26 protein-coding genes and 1 riboswitch are annotated in these 21,445 nt (G+C 39.9%); of the genes, 16 read left to right on the forward strand and 10 right to left on the reverse strand.

The window, feature by feature from the left end; translation table 11 throughout:
• Window positions 1–335: transposase (locus tag MSG95_RS04310; RefSeq protein WP_272363000.1), on the reverse strand; the 335-nt coding region annotated here is incomplete at its 3' end.
• Between the two features lie 98 nt (window positions 336–433).
• Between MSG95_RS04310 and MSG95_RS04315 the strand changes: the two genes are divergently transcribed.
• Window positions 434–778, forward strand: coding sequence for a hypothetical protein (locus MSG95_RS04315; RefSeq protein WP_019456903.1), 345 nt, complete (start codon window positions 434–436; stop codon window positions 776–778).
• Window positions 779–838: 60 nt separating this feature from the next.
• Here MSG95_RS04315 and MSG95_RS04320 read toward each other — a convergent pair whose 3' ends face one another.
• The gene (locus MSG95_RS04320) at window positions 839–1,099 is read right to left on the reverse strand and encodes a DUF2798 domain-containing protein (RefSeq protein WP_077164983.1); all 261 of its coding nucleotides are present in this window, start codon (window positions 1,097–1,099) and stop codon (window positions 839–841) included.
• A 233-nt stretch (window positions 1,100–1,332) separates the two neighbouring features.
• Here MSG95_RS04320 and MSG95_RS04325 point away from each other — a divergent pair, with 233 nt between their 5' ends.
• Window positions 1,333–1,671: a tRNA-binding protein gene (locus MSG95_RS04325; protein WP_000434938.1), complete on the forward strand. Its 339-nt coding sequence runs from the start codon at window positions 1,333–1,335 to the stop codon at window positions 1,669–1,671.
• Between the two features lies 1 nt (window position 1,672).
• Here the strand turns inward: MSG95_RS04325 and lnt are convergent, their stop codons facing one another.
• Window positions 1,673–3,232 (reverse strand): apolipoprotein N-acyltransferase, encoded by a 1,560-nt coding sequence (lnt, locus tag MSG95_RS04330; RefSeq protein ID WP_077164982.1) that lies wholly within the window; start codon window positions 3,230–3,232, stop codon window positions 1,673–1,675.
• On the reverse strand, window positions 3,229–4,068 hold the full coding sequence (locus tag MSG95_RS04335) for an HlyC/CorC family transporter (RefSeq protein WP_004698992.1): 840 nt from the start codon (window positions 4,066–4,068) through the stop codon (window positions 3,229–3,231). Before MSG95_RS04335 ends, lnt begins: the two co-directional genes overlap by 4 nt.
• Before the next feature lie 184 nt (window positions 4,069–4,252).
• Here MSG95_RS04335 and tusA point away from each other — a divergent pair, with 184 nt between their 5' ends.
• The gene (gene tusA / locus MSG95_RS04340; RefSeq protein WP_002053527.1) at window positions 4,253–4,510 is read left to right on the forward strand and encodes a sulfurtransferase TusA; all 258 of its coding nucleotides are present in this window, start codon (window positions 4,253–4,255) and stop codon (window positions 4,508–4,510) included.
• 132 nt (window positions 4,511–4,642) lie between these two features.
• Window positions 4,643–5,023 carry a hypothetical protein gene (locus tag MSG95_RS04345; RefSeq protein WP_139344740.1) on the forward strand — a complete coding sequence of 127 codons (381 nt, stop codon included), beginning with the start codon at window positions 4,643–4,645 and terminating at the stop codon, window positions 5,021–5,023.
• Window positions 5,024–5,066: 43 nt separating this feature from the next.
• On the opposite strand, the gene MSG95_RS04350 is transcribed toward MSG95_RS04345, so the two are convergent.
• The gene (locus MSG95_RS04350; RefSeq protein WP_004698986.1) at window positions 5,067–6,779 is read right to left on the reverse strand and encodes an electron transfer flavoprotein-ubiquinone oxidoreductase; all 1,713 of its coding nucleotides are present in this window, start codon (window positions 6,777–6,779) and stop codon (window positions 5,067–5,069) included.
• Between the two features lie 184 nt (window positions 6,780–6,963).
• Between MSG95_RS04350 and MSG95_RS04355 the strand changes: the two genes are divergently transcribed.
• From MSG95_RS04355 to MSG95_RS04375, 5 genes are all read left to right on the forward strand, one after another.
• Window positions 6,964–7,575, forward strand: a complete 612-nt coding sequence (locus tag MSG95_RS04355) for a DUF1285 domain-containing protein (RefSeq protein WP_077164980.1) — start codon at window positions 6,964–6,966, stop codon at window positions 7,573–7,575.
• Between the two features lie 48 nt (window positions 7,576–7,623).
• Window positions 7,624–8,490, forward strand: coding sequence for a glutamate racemase (gene murI / locus MSG95_RS04360; RefSeq protein ID WP_324624608.1), 867 nt, complete (start codon window positions 7,624–7,626; stop codon window positions 8,488–8,490).
• 120 nt (window positions 8,491–8,610) lie between these two features.
• Window positions 8,611–9,615 carry a DUF4062 domain-containing protein gene (locus MSG95_RS04365; protein ID WP_077164978.1) on the forward strand — a complete coding sequence of 335 codons (1,005 nt, stop codon included), beginning with the start codon at window positions 8,611–8,613 and terminating at the stop codon, window positions 9,613–9,615.
• A gap of 73 nt (window positions 9,616–9,688) precedes the next feature.
• Window positions 9,689–10,705, forward strand: coding sequence for a ferrochelatase (gene hemH, locus MSG95_RS04370; RefSeq protein WP_077164977.1), 1,017 nt, complete (start codon window positions 9,689–9,691; stop codon window positions 10,703–10,705).
• 23 nt (window positions 10,706–10,728) lie between these two features.
• Window positions 10,729–11,373, forward strand: coding sequence for an MBL fold metallo-hydrolase (locus MSG95_RS04375; RefSeq protein WP_019456911.1), 645 nt, complete (start codon window positions 10,729–10,731; stop codon window positions 11,371–11,373).
• Here the strand turns inward: MSG95_RS04375 and MSG95_RS04380 are convergent.
• A complete protein-coding gene (locus MSG95_RS04380; protein ID WP_004698974.1) occupies window positions 11,370–11,564 on the reverse strand; it encodes a DNA gyrase inhibitor YacG in 195 nt (64 codons plus the stop codon). The two genes, MSG95_RS04375 and MSG95_RS04380, sit on opposite strands and share 4 nt — an antisense overlap.
• A gap of 87 nt (window positions 11,565–11,651) precedes the next feature.
• Between MSG95_RS04380 and MSG95_RS04385 the strand changes: the two genes are divergently transcribed.
• The 5 genes from MSG95_RS04385 (at window position 11,652) to MSG95_RS04405 (ending at window position 14,884) form a co-directional block, all read left to right on the forward strand.
• Entirely contained in the window at window positions 11,652–12,290 is a 639-nt protein-coding gene (locus MSG95_RS04385) for an SAM-dependent methyltransferase (RefSeq protein ID WP_077162820.1), read from the forward strand.
• Window positions 12,280–13,485 (forward strand): TIGR03862 family flavoprotein, encoded by a 1,206-nt coding sequence (locus MSG95_RS04390; protein WP_077164976.1) that lies wholly within the window; start codon window positions 12,280–12,282, stop codon window positions 13,483–13,485. The genes MSG95_RS04385 and MSG95_RS04390 overlap by 11 nt, the downstream gene beginning before the upstream one ends.
• Window positions 13,486–13,562: 77 nt before the next feature.
• Window positions 13,563–13,973, forward strand: a complete 411-nt coding sequence (locus MSG95_RS04395; RefSeq protein WP_000075988.1) for a GFA family protein — start codon at window positions 13,563–13,565, stop codon at window positions 13,971–13,973.
• A gap of 44 nt (window positions 13,974–14,017) precedes the next feature.
• A riboswitch (Fluoride riboswitch) is annotated at window positions 14,018–14,084 on the forward strand.
• A 124-nt stretch (window positions 14,085–14,208) separates the two neighbouring features.
• The gene (gene crcB, locus MSG95_RS04400; RefSeq protein ID WP_077164975.1) at window positions 14,209–14,589 is read left to right on the forward strand and encodes a fluoride efflux transporter CrcB; all 381 of its coding nucleotides are present in this window, start codon (window positions 14,209–14,211) and stop codon (window positions 14,587–14,589) included.
• Between the two features lie 166 nt (window positions 14,590–14,755).
• Window positions 14,756–14,884 carry a hypothetical protein gene (locus tag MSG95_RS04405; RefSeq protein WP_002053279.1) on the forward strand — a complete coding sequence of 43 codons (129 nt, stop codon included), beginning with the start codon at window positions 14,756–14,758 and terminating at the stop codon, window positions 14,882–14,884.
• A 132-nt stretch (window positions 14,885–15,016) separates the two neighbouring features.
• Here the strand turns inward: MSG95_RS04405 and MSG95_RS04410 are convergent, their stop codons facing one another.
• The 3 genes from MSG95_RS04410 to MSG95_RS04420 all read right to left on the reverse strand — a co-directional run bounded on the left by MSG95_RS04410 (window position 15,017) and on the right by MSG95_RS04420 (window position 17,258).
• Window positions 15,017–15,349: a HopJ type III effector protein gene (locus MSG95_RS04410; RefSeq protein WP_002114866.1), complete on the reverse strand. Its 333-nt coding sequence runs from the start codon at window positions 15,347–15,349 to the stop codon at window positions 15,017–15,019.
• A 254-nt stretch (window positions 15,350–15,603) separates the two neighbouring features.
• Window positions 15,604–15,858: a type B 50S ribosomal protein L31 gene (locus tag MSG95_RS04415; protein ID WP_019456916.1), complete on the reverse strand. Its 255-nt coding sequence runs from the start codon at window positions 15,856–15,858 to the stop codon at window positions 15,604–15,606.
• A gap of 101 nt (window positions 15,859–15,959) precedes the next feature.
• Window positions 15,960–17,258, reverse strand: coding sequence for an ABC1 kinase family protein (locus MSG95_RS04420; protein ID WP_077164974.1), 1,299 nt, complete (start codon window positions 17,256–17,258; stop codon window positions 15,960–15,962).
• A gap of 257 nt (window positions 17,259–17,515) precedes the next feature.
• On the opposite strand from MSG95_RS04420, the gene MSG95_RS04425 reads away from it, so the two are divergent.
• Together MSG95_RS04425 and MSG95_RS04430 are read left to right on the forward strand one after the other, a co-directional pair.
• Window positions 17,516–18,763, forward strand: a complete 1,248-nt coding sequence (locus MSG95_RS04425) for an SfnB family sulfur acquisition oxidoreductase (RefSeq protein ID WP_077164973.1) — start codon at window positions 17,516–17,518, stop codon at window positions 18,761–18,763.
• Between the two features lie 33 nt (window positions 18,764–18,796).
• A complete protein-coding gene (locus MSG95_RS04430; RefSeq protein WP_077164972.1) occupies window positions 18,797–20,047 on the forward strand; it encodes an acyl-CoA dehydrogenase family protein in 1,251 nt (416 codons plus the stop codon).
• 34 nt (window positions 20,048–20,081) lie between these two features.
• On the opposite strand, the gene abeM is transcribed toward MSG95_RS04430, so the two are convergent.
• A complete protein-coding gene (gene abeM, locus MSG95_RS04435; protein ID WP_174735301.1) occupies window positions 20,082–21,428 on the reverse strand; it encodes a multidrug efflux MATE transporter AbeM in 1,347 nt (448 codons plus the stop codon).
• Between the last annotated feature and the right edge of the window lie 17 nt (window positions 21,429–21,445).

Here is a 21,445-nt window from a genome sequence, read left to right on the forward strand (position 1 = left end):
CTTTTTTGGTAGCTAATCGCAATATCAATATGTTTTTGTCTTCTGCAAAGCGTCGTATAGTCTGGCGCTGTCCAATCTAATCCGCAAAGTTTAATCAGGCTTTGTACAAAGCCAGTGACCATGCGTAGAGAAAGACGAAATATGGATTTAATCATTAAGCAGCATTGGATGGCTGTATCGGAATAAGTTTGATTTCGACCATGTTGGCTTTTTGGTTGAGCATACCATTGTGTTTTGGGATCAAACCAAATGGCAATATTCCCACGATTAATGAGAGCTCGGTTGTATGTGGGCCAATTGGTTGTACGGTAGATTTTAGGTGTAGGCTTATTCATCTCAAAATTATATTGTGGAATAAGCCTTTAGAGATAGGTTTGTGCAACAAAGCCCATAATAAATAAAAATCACTTTATAAAACTATGGGAGAGATTAAATGAAAGCATTTCTCGTACTTGATGAACTAAATCAGTTTCATTGGGCGATGCTTAAGTCTGTCCTATTGATTTTAGCATTATTACCCATTGCTGAAGTTTCATTAAAACTATGGCTAAGTACAGAAGGTAGCAGTCAAATCATGATTGGCTTCTTTGCATTAAGTATTGTGAGTGCATGGTTAATGGTGAGTTTTTTCACTGCATTAAAAGCGAGTGTATGGCAAGCTAAACAGATCTCTTCTAAATATGAACAATTACTTTTTAAAGCTTATCGCTATGTACCCATGGTCTTTTTATCAAGCTTAGTTGCTTATTTATCTTTGCAGTTATCAATCGCTTTTTAATGATATTTAAAACCAAATTTTTAGATAAAACGTAGACTCAATATCTACGTTTTCATTTTTTTAAACAGGCTCTACTAATAGTGCCGTGATTTTACGAACGACAGGTAATACTAAAAGTAGTGTTGGAAAAGCAATTAACCAAGAAATGATCCATGCTGACATCCAGACATTTATAGAAAACTCTTCTAATCCTAAACTTCGTAAAGTACTGACCATAGACACTACAAAAGTCATAATGAAGGATAGAAAAAAAGGTAAAACAATAGCAGTATAGCGACTTGGAAGTTTCTTAAAACTATAGAAAGTTTTTTGGTTTTCCATTTTGTCTCCGTAAACCAACAAACGCCCGTGCCATTCAAAATATAAAAAATATTTTGAACAAATAGCTCCAAGCCTTGTTGGAGGTATGTTGGAACGTTGATTGACGTAAACGTTTACGGCTTTTGAATCAGCGGATTTAATTTAACATGGAATTTTCAAATTAAATATGAATAATTTATTTTTTTATATTGTGTATTTTTGATTTGAAGATTTAAGAATATGAGAAATATAAAGTGGAACAGATCGAGTGGAATGATTTTTTAAAAGTAGAGCTTCGTGTGGGTAAAATTATTCAAGCTGAGGTTTTTGAAAAAGCGCGTAAACCTGCTTATATTTTGCATGTAGATTTTGGTGAAGAATTGGGTGTACGTAAATCGAGTGCTCAGATTACTAAACTTTATCAACCGCAGGACTTGATTGGTAAATTAGTCGTTGCTGTCGTAAATTTCCCTAAAAAACAAATCGGACCTATTCAGTCAGAATGCTTGGTGACAGGGTTTCATAACGCAGATGGGGATGTAGCACTTTGTATCCCAGAGTTTGAAGTTCCTCTGGGTACAAAGCTATTATAATTTAGCGACGTGATTTATAAGACACATCAACTTGACGTGGACGATAGATCCAACCTAAAACCAACAGTAATACTGCAAATCCTAAAATTGGGTAATCACCTAGACGGTTATAGAGAGTTTGACCTTGCATGGCCGGTAAATCACCTCTCAAGACAAACTCTTTATCAATTGGTGCTTGTTCAGTGATATGACCATTTTGATCAATAAACGCTGTTACACCTGTGTTGGTTGCACGAATAAACCAGCGACCATTTTCTTTCGCGCGCATTTGCACCATTTGTAAATGTTGCCATGGGCCAGCAGTACCCGTAAACCAAGCATCATTAGATACAGTCACCAAGAAGTCGCTATCTTCTGCATTACGTCGTGTCAGGTTCGGATAAGCCACTTCATAACAAATTGCAGCAGCAAGCGCATGCCCTTTAATTAAGAGTGGTTTCTGGTTGCTCTCGCCACGTGTAAAACCGCTCATGCTAATATCATTTTGCATGGCTGGTAACACCCATGACAGTAAACCTGAAAGCGGAATATATTCACCAAAAGGTACGAGACGCTGCTTTTTATAGAGACCGCTTGAGTCACTACCTGAAGCCATAATACTGTTGTAATACAGAGGACTGCCGACTTGATGTGATTTCGCGACATCCCAATAAGGAATGCCAGTTACCCACGCAGTATGGTTCTTTTTCGCTTGAGCATCCATGGCATCCAAAAACGGTTCAATGTCGGTTTGGAAGAGTGGAATTGAAGACTCAGGCCATACAATCAGGTCACGGCCCCATTCAGATTGAGTTAAACCTGCATAAATTTCTAATGTTCTAACTTGATATTCGGTTAGCCATTTTAAATCTTGTGGAATGTTACCTTGAATAAGCGAAACGCTCAGTGGTTTAGCCGCTTTAGGTTGTACAAACTGAATATATGATGCTCCCCATGCACCTAAAACTAATAGGGCAGAAGGAATAACCCAAAAAATACGCTTACGTAGAACTTCGACTAAAGCACACGCCAATACAATTGCCACGAAGGAAATTGCATAAATACCAAATAGCGGTGCATAACTATCGAGTAGGCGTTCAGTAAAAGCGTAACCTACAAATAGCCACGGGAAACCCGTAAATACCCAAGTTTTAGCCCACTCAAAAACAATCCAGAGAGGGGCGAAAGTCAGCGGTGTTTCAGGGAAGAAGCGTCGATAAACCCAAGTTTGGAATGCTGTAAATAACCCCATCACAAGAGCCATAACAGCAATCATACATACGCTTAAAAAGGCATTGGTATCGCCATATACATGGATAGATGTATAGAGCCAGAAAGCCCCTACAAACCATAAACCAAAACCATAACTCCAGCCAATCGCAAATGCTTGTTTGGCTGAGCGTTTATGCAATGTCGCATAGAGTAGGGCAGGAGACAAAATTGCCAGCCACCACCAATAATAAGGTGCCAGTGCAAAGCTGAACACGGCACCTGAAAATAAAGCTATGAGCAAAGGAAAAATTAAAGGAAGCTGTTTTTGTTGTTTCGAAGAATCTAACAGCTTTTCAAAGTATGCTCTCATTGACGTACAGCTCGAATCAGATGAATAGTGCGGGCATCTGCTTCAACAATCGTAAATAACCATTTTCCAAGTTCAACTGTCTGACCTTGTAAATCACTGACTAGACCAATTTCTTGAAGCAATAAACCGCCGACAGTTTCTACTTCATCGTCAGAAAAATCAGCATCTAATACAGTGTTGAAGTGTTCAATTGGTGTAAGTGCCTGCACCATCCATGCATTCGCTACACTGTGGTCACTATCTGGAACAATGTACTGCGCATCTTCATCAGCAGTATCATGTTCGTCTTCAATTTCACCCACGATCTCTTCAAGAATATCTTCAAGTGTAACAAGACCAGCCGTAGAGCCATATTCATCAATGACAATCGCGATATGGGTTTGGGTATGTTTGAGCATACGAAGAACTTGATCTGAACGTGCGCTTTCAGGCACAAATAATGGCTGGCGCATAAGCGAGCCAATATCTAATTTGGTATTTGGTTCAGTCAAAAATGGCAATAAATCTTTTGCCAATAAAATACCGACAACATTATCGGGTTGGTCAGCTGAGAAAACTGGAAAACGTGAGTGAGCAGACTCAACCAATACGTGAAGAATATCAAGTAACTGATCATCTTCTTGCATACTGATCATTGCTGTTCGTGGCGTCATAACTTCACGAATTTTTGTAGCAGGAAGGTCAAGAACACCTTCAAGCATGGCAACAGTATCAGGTTCTAAAAAACGACGTGAATTTTGGACTAGTTTTAATAATTCATCTCGGGTTTCGGGCGCTGTACCTAACCACTTTCGTAAGCCTCGCATTCCCCACGACGGACTCGGTTCCTCTTGCATGATCTTTCCTAAAGACTCAATGTATCAAATGAATACATTGATCATACCGAAGAAAAGGCCCTTATGCATCTATAAAACAAAGTAAAAGACAAAACACATATTGTTATGTAAACACCAGTTACAGTTCATAAGTCAGTGATCGGTTTATGCTAAAATGTGAAAATTCTATTTGTTCGAGTTTGTTATGTCAGAACAACCTATTTCACCTACTGTACAACTCAATACACGTGGTTTACGTTGTCCGGAACCTGTCATGATGTTGCATCAAGCCATTCGTAAATCTAAGTCTGGAGACGTGGTTGAGGTCTTCGCAACAGACAATTCGACATCGTGGGATATTCCTAAATTTTGTATGCATTTAGGTCATGAGTTGCTTTTGCAAGAAGAACGCTTAGATGAAAATGGTCATAAAGAATTTCATTACTTGGTGAAAAAGGGCTAATAGAATAAATAAGGCTTCTAATGAATAGTGTTGGGAGCCATTAAACATTAAAATTATTTAAAAATGATAATTTTTTATAAATAAGAATCATTATATAATCTATAAAGTTAAGTATATAAATGACATATAAAAATGAATGATTATTTTTTAAAACGAAGCTTATTTATTTTCCTTTGGTTCGCATGTCTTGCTGGTTTGTTACGTATAGAAGTTTCTTGGTTAACTGAGACTACTGCTAACATAATTCTATTCACTTTTATAATTCTTGGTTCAATTATATTAGGTTATAGAAATACATCTTTTGCTCCAGAATCAAAAATTAACAATAGCATCATCTTACATACAGGTTTTATGGGATTTATGCTAATGATTGATTTATTGTTTGGAAAATCAGCTTGGTATATTGATCTAGCACGGAATTTGGGTTTTCTTAGCTTATTTTTATTAGGCACATTTATTTTCTATAAAAAGAATTTTAATTTAAAAGTATCAAGAATACCGCCTTTTCAATAAGTGGATACTAATAAAAAAGCCCCGATTATTCGGGGCTTTTTTATTACATGTTAGGGTAATTTGGACCACCGCCGCCTTCAGGCGTTACCCAAGTAATGTTTTGAGATGGGTCTTTAATATCACAAGTCTTACAGTGAACACAGTTTGCTGCGTTAATCTGGAAGCGCTTAGAACCATCATCATTTTCCATGATTTCATAAACACCAGCAGGGCAGTAGCGCTGAGCAGGCTCATCCCATTTTGGTAAGTTTACGTTCACTGGAATTGAAGGATCAGTAAGCTTCAAATGAGCTGGCTGGTTTTCTTCATGTACAGTGTTTGAGATAAACACAGAAGACAAACGGTCAAATGTAAGCTTGCCATCCGGTTTTGGATAGTTTGGTTTGAAGCTCGTTGCATCAACAGTTTTCAATGCAGCGAAGTCTTGCTTCAAGTCATGTAAAGTAAATGGAACTTTAAATACGTTTTGGTCGATAAAGTTAAATGCACCACCAATCCATTGACCAAATTTATGCATTGCTGGGCCAAAGTTACGAGAGTTATAAAGCTCTTCTTTTAACCAGCTGTTGTTAAATTTGTCAGTGTATGAAGTCAATTCTTTAACGAATAAATCTTCGCCTTCAGTAACACGTGCAATCGCAAGGTCACCACCTTTTTCTACACCAGCAGCAATCGCTTCAAATACAGCCTCACCACATAACATGCCTGATTTCATGGCAGTGTGTGAGCCTTTGATTTTTGCAAAGTTTAAGAAACCTGCGTCATCACCAATCAAGCAACCGCCCGGGAAAGTCAATTTAGGCAATGAGTTGAAGCCGCCTTTCACTACAGCACGTGCGCCATAAGAAATACGCTTACCACCTTCTAAATATTGTTTAATGAGAGGATGAGTTTTCCAGCGCTGCATTTCCATGAATGGATACATGTGTGGATTTTCATAAGACAAGTCCACGATCATACCCAAAGTCACTTGGTTGTTTTCAGCGTGGTATAACCACCAACCACCAGAAGAACCAGTTTCAGCCAATGGCCAACCAGCGCCATGCATCACTAAGCCCGGCTTATGTTTTGCTGGGTCAATTTCCCAAAGTTCTTTAATCCCGATACCGTAGTGCTGAGGGTCAGCATCTTTATCAAGGTTATATTTTGCAATGAGGCGTTTACCTAAGTGACCACGGCAACCTTCAGCAAAGAGAGTGTATTTAGCGTGAAGCTCATAACCCGGAGTAAAGTTATGCGTTGGTTCGCCATCTTTACCAATACCCATGTCACCAGTTTGAATACCTTTTACAGTACCGTCTTCATGGTAAAGCACTTCAGATGCAGCAAAGCCAGGGAAGATAGAAACTTCTAATTCTTCAGCTTTTTGGCCTAACCAACGAACCACGTTACCTAATGAAATAACATAGTTACCGTCATTGTGCATGGTTTTAGGAACCATCCAGTGAGGTGCTTCTTTAGACGTAGTTTCTGAAAGCAAGAAGAATGTTTTGTCTTCAGTTACAGGTACGTTAAGAGGCGCGCCTTCTTCTTTCCAGTTCGGGAAAAGTTCATTAATAGCACGTGGTTCAAGTACAGCACCAGATAAGATATGCGCACCTACTTCAGAGCCTTTTTCAACTACACAAACTGAAAGATCGGGTAAGTTATTCTCAATCGCTAATTGACGGATCTTAATCGCAGCAGATAGACCTGCAGGTCCTGCACCTACGATGACAACGTCAAACTCCATCGATTCGCGTTCGATGTGTTCCATGTAGGACTCCTCAATACTTAAAGGTGGCAACCGTAATGTCAGATCATCCGGTGCTGCCGTGAGTTTTAATCCATAGGCGCAAATATGCTATTGTGCCTTTTATCGTTTTGGCTAGTATAGTTTTAAACCATGATCTAGCCAATTGGCTGAGTCGTCATATTTTCTCGTCAGCAAGGCATAAACTATGGTAAATCAAAATAATTCCCCATCGGATATGGGAAAAATACCGTTATCTGATGATAAAAACTTAATGAACATTGCACAATACTTAAAAGATGTACAGCAAAGTCACAAAAGGTCAATCCCACCTTTAGAGCAATGGCATCCAAAGCATTGCGGTAAAATGGATTTAACGGTTAAAGCCAATGGAGAATGGTGGCACGAAGGTCAATTAATCAAGCGCCAAGCCCTATTGGATTTGTTTACCAAAGTCCTATGGAAAGAAGAGGGTAAATTCTACCTGAAAACCCCTGTAGAACAAATTGAAATCGAAGTTGCAGATGAACCTTTATTGGTCAATCAGGTCGATCAGGTCGAAATTTCAGGTGATCAGTTTTTACAACTGACGACGACCAATCAAGATGTGATTTTGGTTGATGCAGAACACCCGATTTTTATGCGGGAATATGCAGGCGAATTACGCCCTTATGTGCATGTCCGATTTGGTATTAATGCGCTTATTCAACGCCAAGCTTTCTATCACCTCGTGAACTACGGAACACTGGTCGAAAATGATAAAGGTGAAACCATTTTGCAGTTAAAAAGTGGTAATTTGCACTTGCAATTAGGCACTTGAGGTTTAAGCTTTATAGAGTGAAATTTTCCGACACTCTCTAGTACTGCCATGACAGCCATACAGCCTTTATTTACTGAATTAGAATCTATGCCTAAAGCATCAGCAGATGCCCCAATTGGTATTTTTGATTCGGGAATTGGTGGAATGTCGGTTGCAGCAGAAATTGCCAGATATTTGCCAAACGAACGTATTGTCTATTATGCCGATACAGCCTATGTACCTTACGGCCCTCGTTCTGATGACGAAATTAGAGAGCTTACCGCTCGCGCTGTCGATTGGTTATACCGCCAAGGTTGTAAAATTGCAGTTGTAGCATGCAATACTGCCTCAGCATTCAGTCTTGACCATTTACGTGAACATTATGGCGAGCACTTTCCTATTGTTGGTTTAGTACCGGCATTAAAACCTGCCGTATTACAAACACGTTCTAAGGTAGTTGCAGTATTGGCAACGCCTGCTACTTTTCGTGGGCAACTTATTAAAGATGTTGTAGAAAAATTTGCTGTTCCAGCGGGTGTTAAAGTCATGACTTTAACCAATCTGGAACTTGTTCCTTGTGTTGAAGCAGGGCAGCAAATGAGTCCTGTTTGTTTGAATGCATTAAAAGAGGTTTTACAGACTGCAGCCGATCAAGGGGCTGACTATTTAGTGCTCGGTTGTACGCATTATCCGTTCTTAAATGAAGCAATTCATCATCTTTTTGATAACCAATTCACACTGGTTGATTCGGGATTAGCAGTTGCCCGACAAACAGCCCGTATTTTAATAAAAAATGAGTTATTATGTGACCAAATACGTCAGAATGTTGCACGTATTGAATGTTATGTAAGTGGTAATAATGCCGACGCATTGCAACCTGTTTTACAGAATATGATTCCACAAGAATTGACATGGACGCTGCACAATCTGAGTTGAGCTCTGTTGTAGGCATTCAGAAGAAAGCGTTTTTTATATTTATTTTTTCTTATTTGGGGCGGTTCATAGTCTTGGCTTATTTAGGCCATATTAAGATTATGGGGCGATAAGGGTATTGTTATGCTCGATACACGCTATCAGATTTTTATTTCAACGTCAGGTCGCGAGATGCAACCTGAACGTGTAGTTCTCTCTCAAACTTTAGTCAGTATGGGTTTCTTTGCTTGGGGTTTAGAGTATAGAAGTCCTTTAACTACAACACTTTCCCGTCGACAAATTGATGAATCGGATTACGTTGTCTTACTATTAGGCAGCCAGTACGGTGAACAATCTATTTCTGGCACTAGCTATTTTGCCCAAGAGTATGAATATGCTTTAAGCCGAGCTAAACCTATTGTGGTATTCATGCATGAGCAACCTGAAAGCCGCGATATGCATTTGCAAGAGACTCATCCACAGCTTAAAGAAAAATTTCTAGCATTTAGAAAGAAACTATTACACGAAGCTCACCACGTATTTTACTTTAAAAGCCCACGTGATTTAGAGCTAGCCGTCCGTTTAAATATGCCTCTAATGGTTGAACAACATGTGGGACAAGGGTGGGTACCTGCACACCAAGCACATCAGTTAGAAGATGAGGTTAATCGATTAAAAAGTAAAATTTTACAATTAGAGAAACAATTAGCAGATGTACCTACACAACTCAATGAAGTAGCGCCACAAGACATTTTTGCGTTTGAGTATCAAATTCAAGCGTTTCAAGATGGTAACTTTAAAGAGCTGAAACGGCAGAGACAAATGACGTGGTCTGAGCTATTAAGTATTTTGGCTAAACACTTTGAGACAGCTATGCCAGAAGAAAACTTCGGCACTTGCCTTAATGAATATCTTAATCAAGCAGGGCTAGAAGATGCCCGCGAGGTGTTACCTCGTGCCCATGCAGTAGCTTGTGCACAAATCAATCATAAAGCGCTATTTCGAATTAAAAGGCAAATGCAGTCACAAGGTTGGATTATTCCAACAAAATCTGAGCAATACCCAAGTTTGTGGAAATTGACTACAAAAGCGCAAAAGCTTTTGCTGAGTTATAAATGGAATCATCGAGGTGCTCGATTAAAAGCTTAGAGCGATTCAATTTATATATAACAATGAAAACTGTTACATTAGTGTCATAAGTTGAACTGAAAGGCATTTGCGCATGTCGTTTGAACAAAAACCGAAAGTTACTGTCATTTTAGCGAATTTAGGTACACCGGATGAGGCAACTGTCCCAGCGGTGCGCCGTTTTTTAAAGCAGTTTTTATCTGATTCACGTGTGATTGAAATACCAAAATTCATCTGGTGGATTATCTTAAATTTGTTCGTTTTACCTTTTCGCCCAAAAAGAGTAGCGCATGCCTATGCTTCAGTATGGTCTACCGATTCACCCATGCGTGAAATTGTGCTTGAACAAACTCAACGTGTGCAGGCTTATTTAGAGCATGAAAATAAACAATTTGATTTAACTGTATTGCCAGCAATGACTTATGGTAATCCGGGTATTGATGCAGTTTTAGAAAAACTGGCAGCTCATCCACAAGAGCATGTCATTTTATTGCCTTTATTTCCTCAGTATTCTGCGACGTCGACAGCGCCTCTATACGATGCATTTGCCAAATGGATTCCTAGTCAGCGCAATTTGCCGGGTCTGACCATTATTAAAGACTACTACCAGCACCCAATGTTTATTCAGGCACTGGCAGAAAGTGTTTTAGCTTACCAAGAGCAGCATGGTAAGCCTGAAAAACTATTGATGTCATTTCATGGTATTCCACAGCCTTATGCAGACAAAGGTGACCCTTATGCAGACCGTTGTCGCATTACCGCAAAGTTAGTCGCTGAAGCTTTGCATTTAAAAGATGATGAATGGGCAATTAGTTTCCAATCACGTTTTGGAAAACAAGAATGGGTAAAACCTTATACCGATCAGCTTTTACAAGATTGGGCGAAGCAGGGTGTTAAGTCAGTTCAGGTTTTAAGTCCTGCTTTTTCTGCTGACTGCTTAGAAACACTTGAAGAGTTAGCCATCCAAAACGCTGAGTTGTTTCAAGAGGCGGGTGGCGGAAGCTATGCTTACATTCCTGCTTTAAATAGTGATCAGGCTCATATTGATTTGCTTGCAGGTTTAGTTCAGGCTAATCTTGATGCCCTTACCCATACCTTAGCCCACCGTTAATTGCGTTTTAGCCAGAGGTTCTTATGCTGCAAGTCAAAATTGTTCCAGTTACTGCTTTTGCTCAAAATTGTTCTTTAGTTTGGGACAGTGAAACAAAAGAAGCAGTTTTGATTGATGCTGGCGGTGACGCTGCTGTTTTGAAGAAAGAAGTAGAAGCCTTAGGTTTAAAAGTAAAGGCACTATGGCTCACTCATGGGCATTTAGATCACGCAGGGGCAGTGGGTGAACTCGCACAAGAATGGAGTGTTCCTGTTGTTGGTCCGCATAAAGAAGATCAGTTCTGGTTAGATATGATTCAGGAAGTTTCAGCACGTTATGGCTTTCCAATTCCACAGCCAGTAAAAGTTGATCAATGGCTTGAAGGCGGCGAAGTGCTAAAACTAGGTGAAGATGAGTTTGAGGTGCGTTTTGCACCAGGACATACACCAGGGCATGTCATGTTCTATAACAAAAATCATGGCTTACTTTGGACTGGCGATGTCCTGTTTAAAGGCTCAATAGGAAGAACAGACTTTCCACGTGGGAACCATGAGCAACTCATTGAGTCGATTCAACGCGAATGCTTTAGCTTGCCAGATCAAACTCAATTTATTTCAGGTCATGGTCCAATGAGTACCATTGGCTATGAAAAAAAATTTAACCCGTTTGTCGCAGGTAAAGCGGGTTAATCCTCATAATCATCTTCATGCTGACTACCCTTGTTTTGTTGAGGAGCATCTTGGGTAGGCAGTCTATATTCATCGTTTGCCCAAGCGCCTAAATCAATGAGTTTACAACGTTCAGAACAAAATGGACGAAATTCATTGCCTTCCCAAACACTTGGTTCACCACAACGTGGGCAGGGGAATGTACGTGGCATAAAGCGATATCCTCAAAGTGAAGAGAAATAGATTAGGCAAAAGTCAGGTGACTTGTTAGACTTGTGCCGATTTTTATTTAGTTTGATGTGATTATGCAGATTCGTCAATTTCAAGCACAACGTATGCAAGCGCCTCGCGATTTTACCCCAATTGAAAATACTCCAATTTGTGTAGAAATTGGGGCGGGCAAAGGTAAACATGCTTTGCTATTTAGTGGGCAAAATCCACAGCACACGTTATATGCGATTGAACGAACCCGAGAAAAATTCTTGGCAATGCAAAAGCAGCATGGTTTAGAACCACGAGAAAATCTGGTACCTGTACATGCGGATGCTTTGCCGTGGGTGGTACATGCTTTACACCCTGCACAAGTTGAACATTTTTTTATTCTCTATCCGAACCCTGAACCTCATAATCCGGCACAGCGCTGGTTAAACATGCCATTTTTTGAGTTTTTGTTATCACGTCTGAAAACAGGCGGAACCATTACTTTGGCAAGTAATATCCCTGAATATATTGAAGAAGCTGAACAACAGTTATTAAATGTGTGGAAGCTGCCTTACCAAAAAGAAAAAATTGCACAAACTTCTGCACGTACTCATTTTGAAATTAAATATTTAGAGCGTGGTGAGCTTTGCCAACAGCTCATAATCAGCAAGCCTGAAGGTTATCAAACTCGATTTGATGAATTTACGCCACTGCAAGGGCAAACACATGGCGAGTAAGCGCATTGCCATTATCGGTGCTGGTCCGGCTGGTTTAATGGCAGCTGAGGTACTGAGCCAGTATGCTTATGAAATTGATGTGTTTGAGCAAAAACCTTCGGCTGCGCGTAAGTTTTTGATGGCTGGTAAAACAGGTTTGAATATCTCGCATGCTGAACCATTAGCCCAGTTCATTGAACGTTATGACCATGCAGAATGGCTTAAACCGTGGGTTGAGAAATGGGATGCAGTCTGGATTCAGAACTGGATGAAAAGTCTGGGAATAGACTCGTATGTGGGCACTTCAGGTCGCATTTTTCCTGTCGAAATGAAAGCTGCTCCTTTACTGCGTGCTTGGCTTAAACGTTTAGCAGAACAACAGGTTAAATTCTTTTATCGACATCGTTGTATTAATTTGCAAGGTACAACGGTGACTTTAGAAAACCAAAATAATCAAAGCAGCAAGACTTTTACCCAACAATACGATGCAGTCGTGTTGGCTTGTGGGGCTGTATCTTGGTCTCAATTGGGTAGTGATGGTGCTTGGCAGCAATGGATAGATCAATCCAGTATTGAACCTTTTAAAGCAAGTAATGCAGGGGTATTGCACACTTGGTCAGCTTTTATGGAAAGCTGTTTTGGTGAACCTTTAAAGCGTATCAATGCGTGGGTTGAACCTAGCCAAGTTACTCATGGCGATATTGTGATTACTCACTATGGTTTAGAAAGTGGTGTCATTTATAAACTTGGACGAGCTTTAAGAGAACAACAAAAACAAGGGAAAAGCTTAAATCTATTTTTAGATTTATTGCCTGATGTAGAGCTTACACAGTTAGTTAAAAAATTACAGGCTAGCAAAAAACAATCGCTTACTAATATTTGGCGTAAAGCAGGCTTAGACACGGCCAAAATTAACTTAATTAGAGAAGTGGTTGATAAAGCGCTATGGAACCAACCAGAGGCTATGGCTCAGCAAATTAAAGCACTTCAAATCAAGTTAAGTGGCTTTAGACCGATTGAAGAAGCAATTAGCTGTGCTGGTGGTGTTAAGCAAGGTGCATTAACTGAAAGCCTAGAGCTTAAACAAACCTCAGGTGTTTTTTGCTGTGGTGAAATGCTGGACTGGGATGCTCCTACAGGCGGCTATTTGCTTACAGCATGCTTTGCTACTGGACGAGCTGCTGGTGAAGGCGTGCATTCATTCTTAGAGAAATAACGGCAAATTCGCTGCTATGTTTGATATGTGAAAAGTGTTATTTTTGAGCAATCAATAATAATAGGATTTACGAGAACATGTCTCAAGCATCACCAGTTTATCAAGGAAGTTGTTTATGTCAGGGTATTCGCTATGAAATTAAGGGCGATATCGGAGATATTATTCAGTGTCATTGCCAACGATGCCGAAAATCCAATGGAACAGCATTTGCCACCAATGCTCCTGTTAAAAGTACAGATTTTAAAATTACCCAAGGTGAAGATCTCGTCAAAAAATTTGCTGTGAATGGTGTGTATCGCTGGTTTTGTAGCGAATGTGGTTCACCGCTTATTAGCTCGCGTGATGCCCAGCCTGAACTGTATCGTGTAAGAATTGGGTCACTCGATACACCATTAGATCAAAAGCCGACAATGCATATTTTTGCTGCTTCAAAAGCAGAGTGGGAAAGCATTTGTGACGATTTACCACAATACGATGAACGTCCATGATTTAAAAAGTATGTTTTAATCAAATTTTAGATGATTTAATATACTTAAAACGGGGAGATGGCATTCCTCCCTTGAAAAACCGCCATATCGGCTAATGATGCCTACGTTACCCTCATGTATTTATATCGCTGGGTACGTAGGTTATTGCGTACTCTGCTTATTTTTGGAGTACGCCATGTCACGTTTCCCATCATTTTTGTTTGCTCTTTTAGCATGTCACTAAAGGGGTGGTTCTATGTATTATCCTTTACTTTCAATTGCTTTAGGCTCAGTTCTAGGGGCGTGGTTGCGTTGGTTTTTAGGTTTAAAACTCAACCCAATTTATCCGCAAATTCCATTGGGTACTGTCACTGTTAATTTAGTCGGTGGCTTTATTATTGGTTTGGCGATGGCTTATTTTGCTCATAGTGATTTAAGTCCGAACTATAAGCTTTTCGTAATCACCGGCTTTTGTGGTGCTTTAACTACGTTTTCAACGTTCTCGATTGAGATTGTGACTTTATTGCAAAGCGGTAAGTTGGGAATGGCGATGTTGGCAATTTCTATTCATTTAATTGGGTCGTTAATTTTTACGTGTTTGGGTTTGGCGACTTATTATTGGATAGCAGGCAACTGATTATTCAAATGTTTAAGGAGCGATACATACTGCACTGCCTCCGTTTTAAGATATTCTCCAAGACCATTTGTATAGGCATACCTTACTTTTGAGAGATCAAAAGTAAGCAAAAATCTTTTGTTTCGCTGATGCTACATCCATGTAGCACAGCAAAATAGCGGCATCCATGCCGCTTGTCACGATAGTAAATGACGAATTAAAAACATCTGATTTATTTTGGGATTTGATACGCGTTAAAGTCATCAACAGCCTGACTGAAATCAGCTATATATTGTTTTTGCAAAATATTGGATAAGTGCAAACGGGAAACAGGTTCTGTTGATGACAAATGCCTTTGGTTACTTTGGGCAAAACCAAAGTAACAGAATTAGCTACTTTCATTTGAGAATAAACGGTAAGACTCCGTCGTGTATTCACAAATACTTAATTACTTTTCAGTTAAAGCCTGACCTTCAAACTTCACACCATCCCAACCATTTTGCATAAACTGACGAATATTTTGATGATCAGTTCCTTCTGGGGTAGCCAATACAGATGCATAGTGCTCTGCAAATAAACTTAAAGTTTGTGCTTGGTCTAAACCTTGTAACTTGGCAAAAGAGAAAACTTTTGCACTGCCTTGATTTTCAGTCGCAGCGTTATGCTGTGCACCATTTTGAAAAGCTGTTGGAGTATGTTGGTAACGCGCTTCAATATGAGCTAAAACGTCTGAAAATTTTGCTGTGCCTGCTTGTAATTGGGCAAGTAACTCTTGTGCCATAATCTTAAACTTCCTATCAAATGGGGGCTTAAGCATAGCATCGAATACACGCTTTGAAAGCTTGGAAGCTATAAAAAATGATGGGTTGTTGAAAATAATCAGAAGCATTTTTAGACAAATTGTGGATAAGTTTTAGTTTATACACAACTGAAAAAAGTATAGAAAAAATCCACATAAAAAAAAGAAGCCTAAGTGGAGGAGATAGTCTTAGGCTTCCAATGATTTTAGTGTATTGGTCAAATCTTAACGCAAGATTAACTCTTACGACTGAAGCGACCGAAGCGTTTATTAAAGCTTGCCACGCGGCCTTCATTACTCGCTTGACGAACTTCACCTGTATAGAAAGGATGCGAAGCACTCGAAATATCAAGAGTCACATAAGGATAGACTTGTCCTTGATATTCCTTGGTTTGTTTAGACTGAAGAGTACTACCTATTAAGAAGTAGACGTCTGCATTGGTGTCATGAAATAACACTTGTTGATAAGCAGGATGAATATCTTTACGCATGAGAGATTGTCCTAAATTATTTTTGATTAAAGAAATGTTATAACATAACATTTAATAAGTCAATGTAACCCTGAAAAGGCTACATTAATCAGTAATTTAAATTAGTTAGAAGGTGGGACAAGCTCTTCAAATAAATCATTCAGGTTGTCATATACTTTTAAGTGAATGAGATTCCAGTAATGTCCTGAAATAGTCCTGTTGACCATCAAAGTGTCTGGTGATGGTTTAAAGACATCCCAATATTTTAAAGACTTCTTCACAAGTAACATGCCATCATGATGTGATGAGTTCTCTGCAAAGTCATAGCTTGTAGTAAGTGGACGCAATAACACTTCAATCCAGAGTTTATAAAGATCGCTCGGGAATTTACCTTTCTCGGTTAAAGAGTGCAGGGCAAGTAACTCAGTTTCAATAAGATCAATATCTTCATGACGAGCTGCATTCACCAATCGTTTGAAACTATAGACAATTTCATTGGAAAGCGTTTTAACACTGCCATAGTCATAAATAATGACACTACCATCTTGGCGGAAGGCAAAGTTACCTGGGTGAGGGTCACAGTGAAAACGCTTTAAAAAGAACATTTCCTGACCCAAAGCGCGGATTAAACGACGCCCAATAGTGTTTCGAATTTCGATAGGCCAAGAACTCGCAGTTTCAATACTGTCACCTTGTTCAAGACTTAAAGTCAAAATTCGTCTTGAAGAGTAATCTTTATAAACAGTCGGGATAATAATTTTGTCATCTAACTTGCTATGAAAAGTTTTAAAGACCTCAAGATTTTGAGCCTCAATTTCATAGTTAAGCTCTGCTGACAGACTATCTTGAATCTCTGCAAAAAGTTGATCTTGCAGTTTTTTATCAATTTTAAGTACACCCATTAAACGGAGGGCTAAACGCACTTGTTTTAAGTCACTTTCACAGGCTTCATCAACACCAGGATATTGAACCTTAACCACAACTTGTTGGCCATTTGGCAAAACTGCTTTGTGGACTTGTCCAATTGATGCAGCGGCAAAAGGCTGTTCATCAAAAGATTTAAAGGCGGCATTGAGTGGCTTCCCAAGCTCACGTTCAACTTGTTGCTGAATCGCTGCAAAAGGCATGGCTGGAGCTTGGCGTTGTAGTTTTGATATCGCTTTAGCAACTTCTGGCGGGAAGATATCTTTATATTGCGATGCAATTTGCCCAACTTTCATGACAGCACCTTTCATTTCGCCTAAGGTGTCTGCAATCTGTAGACCAATATCTTGAAACAATTTAGTTTTTGCAGCTAGTTTCTGTTCTTCATCCGCAGTCAGGTTTCGAATCGAATTAGAAACGGTTTTTGTTGCAATGCTCGCGGTCATTCCTGCAAGTTTCATAAATCGTTTGCCAGGTGAACTTGCACTCTTTGCCATATCTTCGATACCTCGTTGACTACAACATAATATTGTCTAGTTTTGATCATAGGTGACAAAACTTAAAAAGCCTATATGAAATTGTTTAGCGCGTGTAAGAATATTTTCGAAAAACAATATGTTATTTTTAAAGTAAAAAATGTGAAAAGCTTTTTAAAATTCATTTCATAAACAAAGCTTTAATATCTATAAAGTCACTGTTTTTTTAGTGCTAAGGTGAATGGCATGTTAAATAAGAAATAGAGACAATAAAAGTTATGACCAGTCTAAATTCATCTTATGGTCGCTCTCAAGCGGTTCCTTTATCTGTGTTTGAGCAGTCAAAAGACGCGCATATTATTCGCTCTGATGAAGAGGCAATTGAGGTTGCCAAGCAACTTGCTCAAGAGTTTGCTCAAGAAGCATCTGAGCGGGACAGAGAACGCCGTTTACCCTTAAATGAAATTCAACAGTTCTCACAAAGCGGTCTTTGGGCTATTACTGTGCCGAAGCAGTTTGGTGGCGCGCAAGTCAAGTATCGAACTTTAGCGGAAGTGATCAAAACAATTGCGAGTGTTGATCCATCTCTTGCTCAGTTGCCACAAAACCATTTGGCTTTTATTGAGCATTTAAGACTAGATGCGAAACCTGAACAGCAACAATTCTTTTTTAACTTGGTGTTAAGAGGAATTCGTTTTGGCAACGCATTTTCCGAAAAACATAGTAAGACAGTCGCGGACCTCACAACTAAACTTGGAAAGACCGAACATGGTTATGAAATTAACGGCAAAAAATTCTTTGCAACGGGTGCTTTGCTCGCACATTGGATTCCAATTGTTGCTGTAAATGAACAGGGGCAACCTTATGCCGCGCTTGTTCCACGGGAAACATCTGGGGTCAATATTATTAATGACTGGTCTGGTTTTGGACAACGTACTACAGCGAGTGGCACAGTAGAACTAAATCAGGTTCCAGTACGTGAAGAATATTTAGTTCCGATTTACCAAGCATTTGAACGTCCAACACCAGCAGGCGCTATTTCTCAGTTTATTCAGGCTGCGGTTGATGCTGGTATTGCGCGTGGTGCAATTGAAGAAACGATTCAATACGTTAAAAATCATAGCCGTGCATGGGTTGATTCAGGTCTGGAAAAAGCCAGTGATGATCCTTACACCATTGCAAATATTGGTGACTTAAAAATCAAACTACGTGCAGCAGAAGCGGTACTGGACTTGGCTGGAGATGCAATTGATCAGGCCATTGCTGAAACCACCGAAGAACATGTAAACCAAGCCACATTATTGGTTGCCGAGGCAAAAGTACTCACTACAGAAATTGCTATTTTGGCAGCCAATAAACTTTTTGAGTTGTCGGGCACACGTTCTACTTTATCTGAACTCAACCTTGACCGTCACTGGCGCAATGCCCGTACCCATACCTTGCATGACCCTGTGCGTTGGAAATATCACATTGTCGGTAATTATTACCTCAATGGCATCCATCCACCGCGTCATGCATGGAGCTAAAGTGAAGAAAAAAATAAGATTAGGAGAATAAAGATGACAACAGCTCAAATTGAATTAGAAGAGCTATCGGTAGGCGCCGATTATGAGAAGGTAGCAAACAGATTTCGTCCAGTTTTTGAAAAAATTGCACAAGGGGCAATTCAACGGGAAAAAGAACGAATCTTGCCTTTTGAGCCGATTCAGTGGCTAAAAGAAGCCAAGTTGGGTGCTGTACGAGTACCCCGTAAATATGGTGGAGATGGGGTTTCATTACCTCAATTGTTCCAGCTTTTAGCAGAGTTAGCAGAAGCTGACTCCAATATTGTACAAGCATTACGAGGGCATTTTGCATTTGTTGAAGACCGTTTGGTTGCTCATAAAGAGCATTCACAGGAGGTTTGGTTTCAGCGCTTTGTACAAGGCGATTTAGTCGGAAATGCATGGACAGAAGTTGGAAATGTACAGATTGGTGATGTCGTTACACGTGTCACTAAAGACGCTTCGGGTAACTTGGTGGTAAATGGTGAAAAGTACTATTCAACCGGAAGTATTTTTGCAGACTGGATTGATTTATTTGCCTACGATGAAGTGAACGACCGTCATGTGATTGCTGCTATTTATCGTCATGAAACAGGTGTAAGTGTGCTGGATGATTGGGATGGTTTTGGTCAAAAGACAACAGGCAGTGGTACTTTAAAAGTACATCAGGTCCATTTGCCAGCTTCAAACCTCATTCCATTTGATCAACGTTTTAAGTATCAAACCGCTTTTTATCAGGTGGTGCATCTCGCAACATTAACGGGTATTGCGCGTGCCGCAGTCGAGACGTTTAGTCAGGAAATTCGTGAACGTAAACGTATTTTTAGTCATGGTAATGGTGACTTGGTTCGTCATGATCCGCAAGTTTTACAAGTGGTGGGTAAGGCATCGGCTCAAGCTTATGCAAGTGAAGCAATCACCTTGAAAACGGCCGAAGCATTACAAAAGGCTTATGAAAGTCATTTTGCCGAGTCTGAAGTGAAAGAGCATCAGTTTAATGTAGATGCCGAGCTTGAGTCGGCACAAGGGCAGGTGGTAATTTCCAACCTAGTGCTCGATCTAACAAGTCAGTTATTTAATGCTTTAGGGGCATCGGCAAGTAGCCAAGCGAAACAACTTGACCGTTTCTGGCGTAATGCGCGGACTGTATCTTCACATAATCCGCTTATTTATAAAGAAAAAGTGATTGGAGATTGGGAAGTAAACCGTACGGATTTACCATTTGTTTGGCAAATTGGAGCAAGCCCGCGGGCAAAGTCTGCATAAAATAAGAAAAGCCGATGTTTCATCGGCTTTTTTATTAGGTTTGACTTAATCGTTTGGTGTTTAAATAAAGCCGCGAGAGCAGTAAAACACAGGCAATGCTTAATCCAATAATTAAACCTAGCCATACGCCAGCTACGCCCCAATGGGTATAACGTGCCAAGTAAAGTCCGATTGGAAAAGCAATTACCCAATACGCCATAAGCGTAATCCACATCGGTGCTTGAGTGTCTTGCATACCTCTTAAACAGCCAGCAGCACTGACCTGTAGAGCATCCATTAACTGATAACCCATTGCAAACCAGAGTAAATACATCGCAACAGGCACAACATTTATATCTTGAGTATAAACCGAGACAATTTGTTCACGGCCTAGAGCAATAAATGACATGGTCAATAGAGCAAAAAATACTGCTGTGCTCAAACCAATTTTTTGCACTTGGTACATGGAAGCCCAGTTCTTTTCGCCATAATACGTTCCCACGCGAATGGTTAAGGCAATCGCAAGTGAAAGCGGAATCATAAACAGCACCGAAGTAACAGAAATTGCCACTTGATGCGCGGCAATAAATACTTCACCCAGTGGACTAAGCACCAATGCCCCTGTACTAAAAATACTTACTTCAAAGAACACCGCTAAACCAATTGGCAGACCAAGCTGTAAGATTCTTTTAACCCAAGTCAGGTTAATTTTATCAAATCTGCTAAAAATAGATGTATTTCTATAAGCTGAAGCTTTATAAATATAGCCAGCTAAAGTAATCAGCATGAGCCATTGTAAAATGGATGTTGCAAAGCCACAGCCTGCGCTACCTAAAGCAGGAATTGGCCCTAAGCCATGCATAAAGATCATGTTTAGAGGGATTAAAACTACTAAGGCCAATAAGCTAATCGCGGTGACAGGGCGTGGGTGGCCTAAAGCTTCTGAATAGCCACGTAGCGCTGCATACATGGTTACGGCTGGCATACCTAAACCAATGGCATGCAAGAATAAGCTTGCTTTAGGTCGTAAGCTTTCTGGAACACCAAACACATGTAAGAAAAAAGGCATAAGCTGCAAAATGAGCATAGCCATTACACCTAAAATAATCGCAACCCATAATGACTGACGAACAATGACAGGAATTTGTTCTGTATTTCTAGCGCCTTTTGCCTCTGCAACTAGCGGTGTAGTGGCAATCATGATCCCGCTAAAAAGGAGCATAACAGGAATCCATAGACCTACACCTACTGCAATAGCAGCTAAGTCTGCTGCAGATAAATGCCCTGCCATAATGGTGTCAATTAATCCGAACCCTGCTTGAGCAAACTGCGTAATTAAAATAGGTAGCATTAAATGGAAGAGTTGTTTTAATTCAGTCCGAAACGACGTGACATTCGACACAAAAGATACTCTTTATA

The sequence above is a fragment of the Acinetobacter sp. IK23 genome (assembly GCF_035615275.1).
GTDB classification, from domain to species: Bacteria; Pseudomonadota; Gammaproteobacteria; order Pseudomonadales; family Moraxellaceae; genus Acinetobacter; species Acinetobacter seifertii.

Coding starts and splice junctions, on each gene's coding strand:
- MSG95_RS04380 (WP_004698974.1), bottom strand. CDS start 11,564: ATGCCACGTACATTCCCCTGCCCACGTTGTGGTGAACCAAGTGTTTGG.
- MSG95_RS04335 (WP_004698992.1), bottom strand. CDS start 4,068: ATGCAAGAGGAACCGAGTCCGTCGTGGGGAATGCGAGGCTTACGAAAG.
- MSG95_RS04405 (WP_002053279.1), top strand. CDS start 14,756: ATGCCGCTTGTCACGATAGTAAATGACGAATTAAAAACATCTGATTTA.
- MSG95_RS04430 (WP_077164972.1), top strand. CDS start 18,797: ATGACAACAGCTCAAATTGAATTAGAAGAGCTATCGGTAGGCGCCGAT.
- MSG95_RS04425 (WP_077164973.1), top strand. CDS start 17,516: ATGACCAGTCTAAATTCATCTTATGGTCGCTCTCAAGCGGTTCCTTTA.
- lnt (WP_077164982.1), bottom strand. CDS start 3,232: ATGAGAGCATACTTTGAAAAGCTGTTAGATTCTTCGAAACAACAAAAA.
- MSG95_RS04350 (WP_004698986.1), bottom strand. CDS start 6,779: ATGGAACACATCGAACGCGAATCGATGGAGTTTGACGTTGTCATCGTA.
- crcB (WP_077164975.1), top strand. CDS start 14,209: ATGTATTATCCTTTACTTTCAATTGCTTTAGGCTCAGTTCTAGGGGCG.
- hemH (WP_077164977.1), top strand. CDS start 9,689: ATGTCGTTTGAACAAAAACCGAAAGTTACTGTCATTTTAGCGAATTTA.
- MSG95_RS04315 (WP_019456903.1), top strand. CDS start 434: ATGAAAGCATTTCTCGTACTTGATGAACTAAATCAGTTTCATTGGGCG.
- MSG95_RS04355 (WP_077164980.1), top strand. CDS start 6,964: ATGGTAAATCAAAATAATTCCCCATCGGATATGGGAAAAATACCGTTA.
- MSG95_RS04420 (WP_077164974.1), bottom strand. CDS start 17,258: ATGGCAAAGAGTGCAAGTTCACCTGGCAAACGATTTATGAAACTTGCA.
- MSG95_RS04415 (WP_019456916.1), bottom strand. CDS start 15,858: ATGCGTAAAGATATTCATCCTGCTTATCAACAAGTGTTATTTCATGAC.
- MSG95_RS04395 (WP_000075988.1), top strand. CDS start 13,563: ATGTCTCAAGCATCACCAGTTTATCAAGGAAGTTGTTTATGTCAGGGT.
- MSG95_RS04365 (WP_077164978.1), top strand. CDS start 8,611: ATGCTCGATACACGCTATCAGATTTTTATTTCAACGTCAGGTCGCGAG.
- MSG95_RS04390 (WP_077164976.1), top strand. CDS start 12,280: ATGGCGAGTAAGCGCATTGCCATTATCGGTGCTGGTCCGGCTGGTTTA.
- MSG95_RS04345 (WP_139344740.1), top strand. CDS start 4,643: ATGAATGATTATTTTTTAAAACGAAGCTTATTTATTTTCCTTTGGTTC.
- MSG95_RS04375 (WP_019456911.1), top strand. CDS start 10,729: ATGCTGCAAGTCAAAATTGTTCCAGTTACTGCTTTTGCTCAAAATTGT.
- MSG95_RS04320 (WP_077164983.1), bottom strand. CDS start 1,099: ATGGAAAACCAAAAAACTTTCTATAGTTTTAAGAAACTTCCAAGTCGC.
- MSG95_RS04410 (WP_002114866.1), bottom strand. CDS start 15,349: ATGGCACAAGAGTTACTTGCCCAATTACAAGCAGGCACAGCAAAATTT.
- murI (WP_324624608.1), top strand. CDS start 7,624: ATGACAGCCATACAGCCTTTATTTACTGAATTAGAATCTATGCCTAAA.
- tusA (WP_002053527.1), top strand. CDS start 4,253: ATGTCAGAACAACCTATTTCACCTACTGTACAACTCAATACACGTGGT.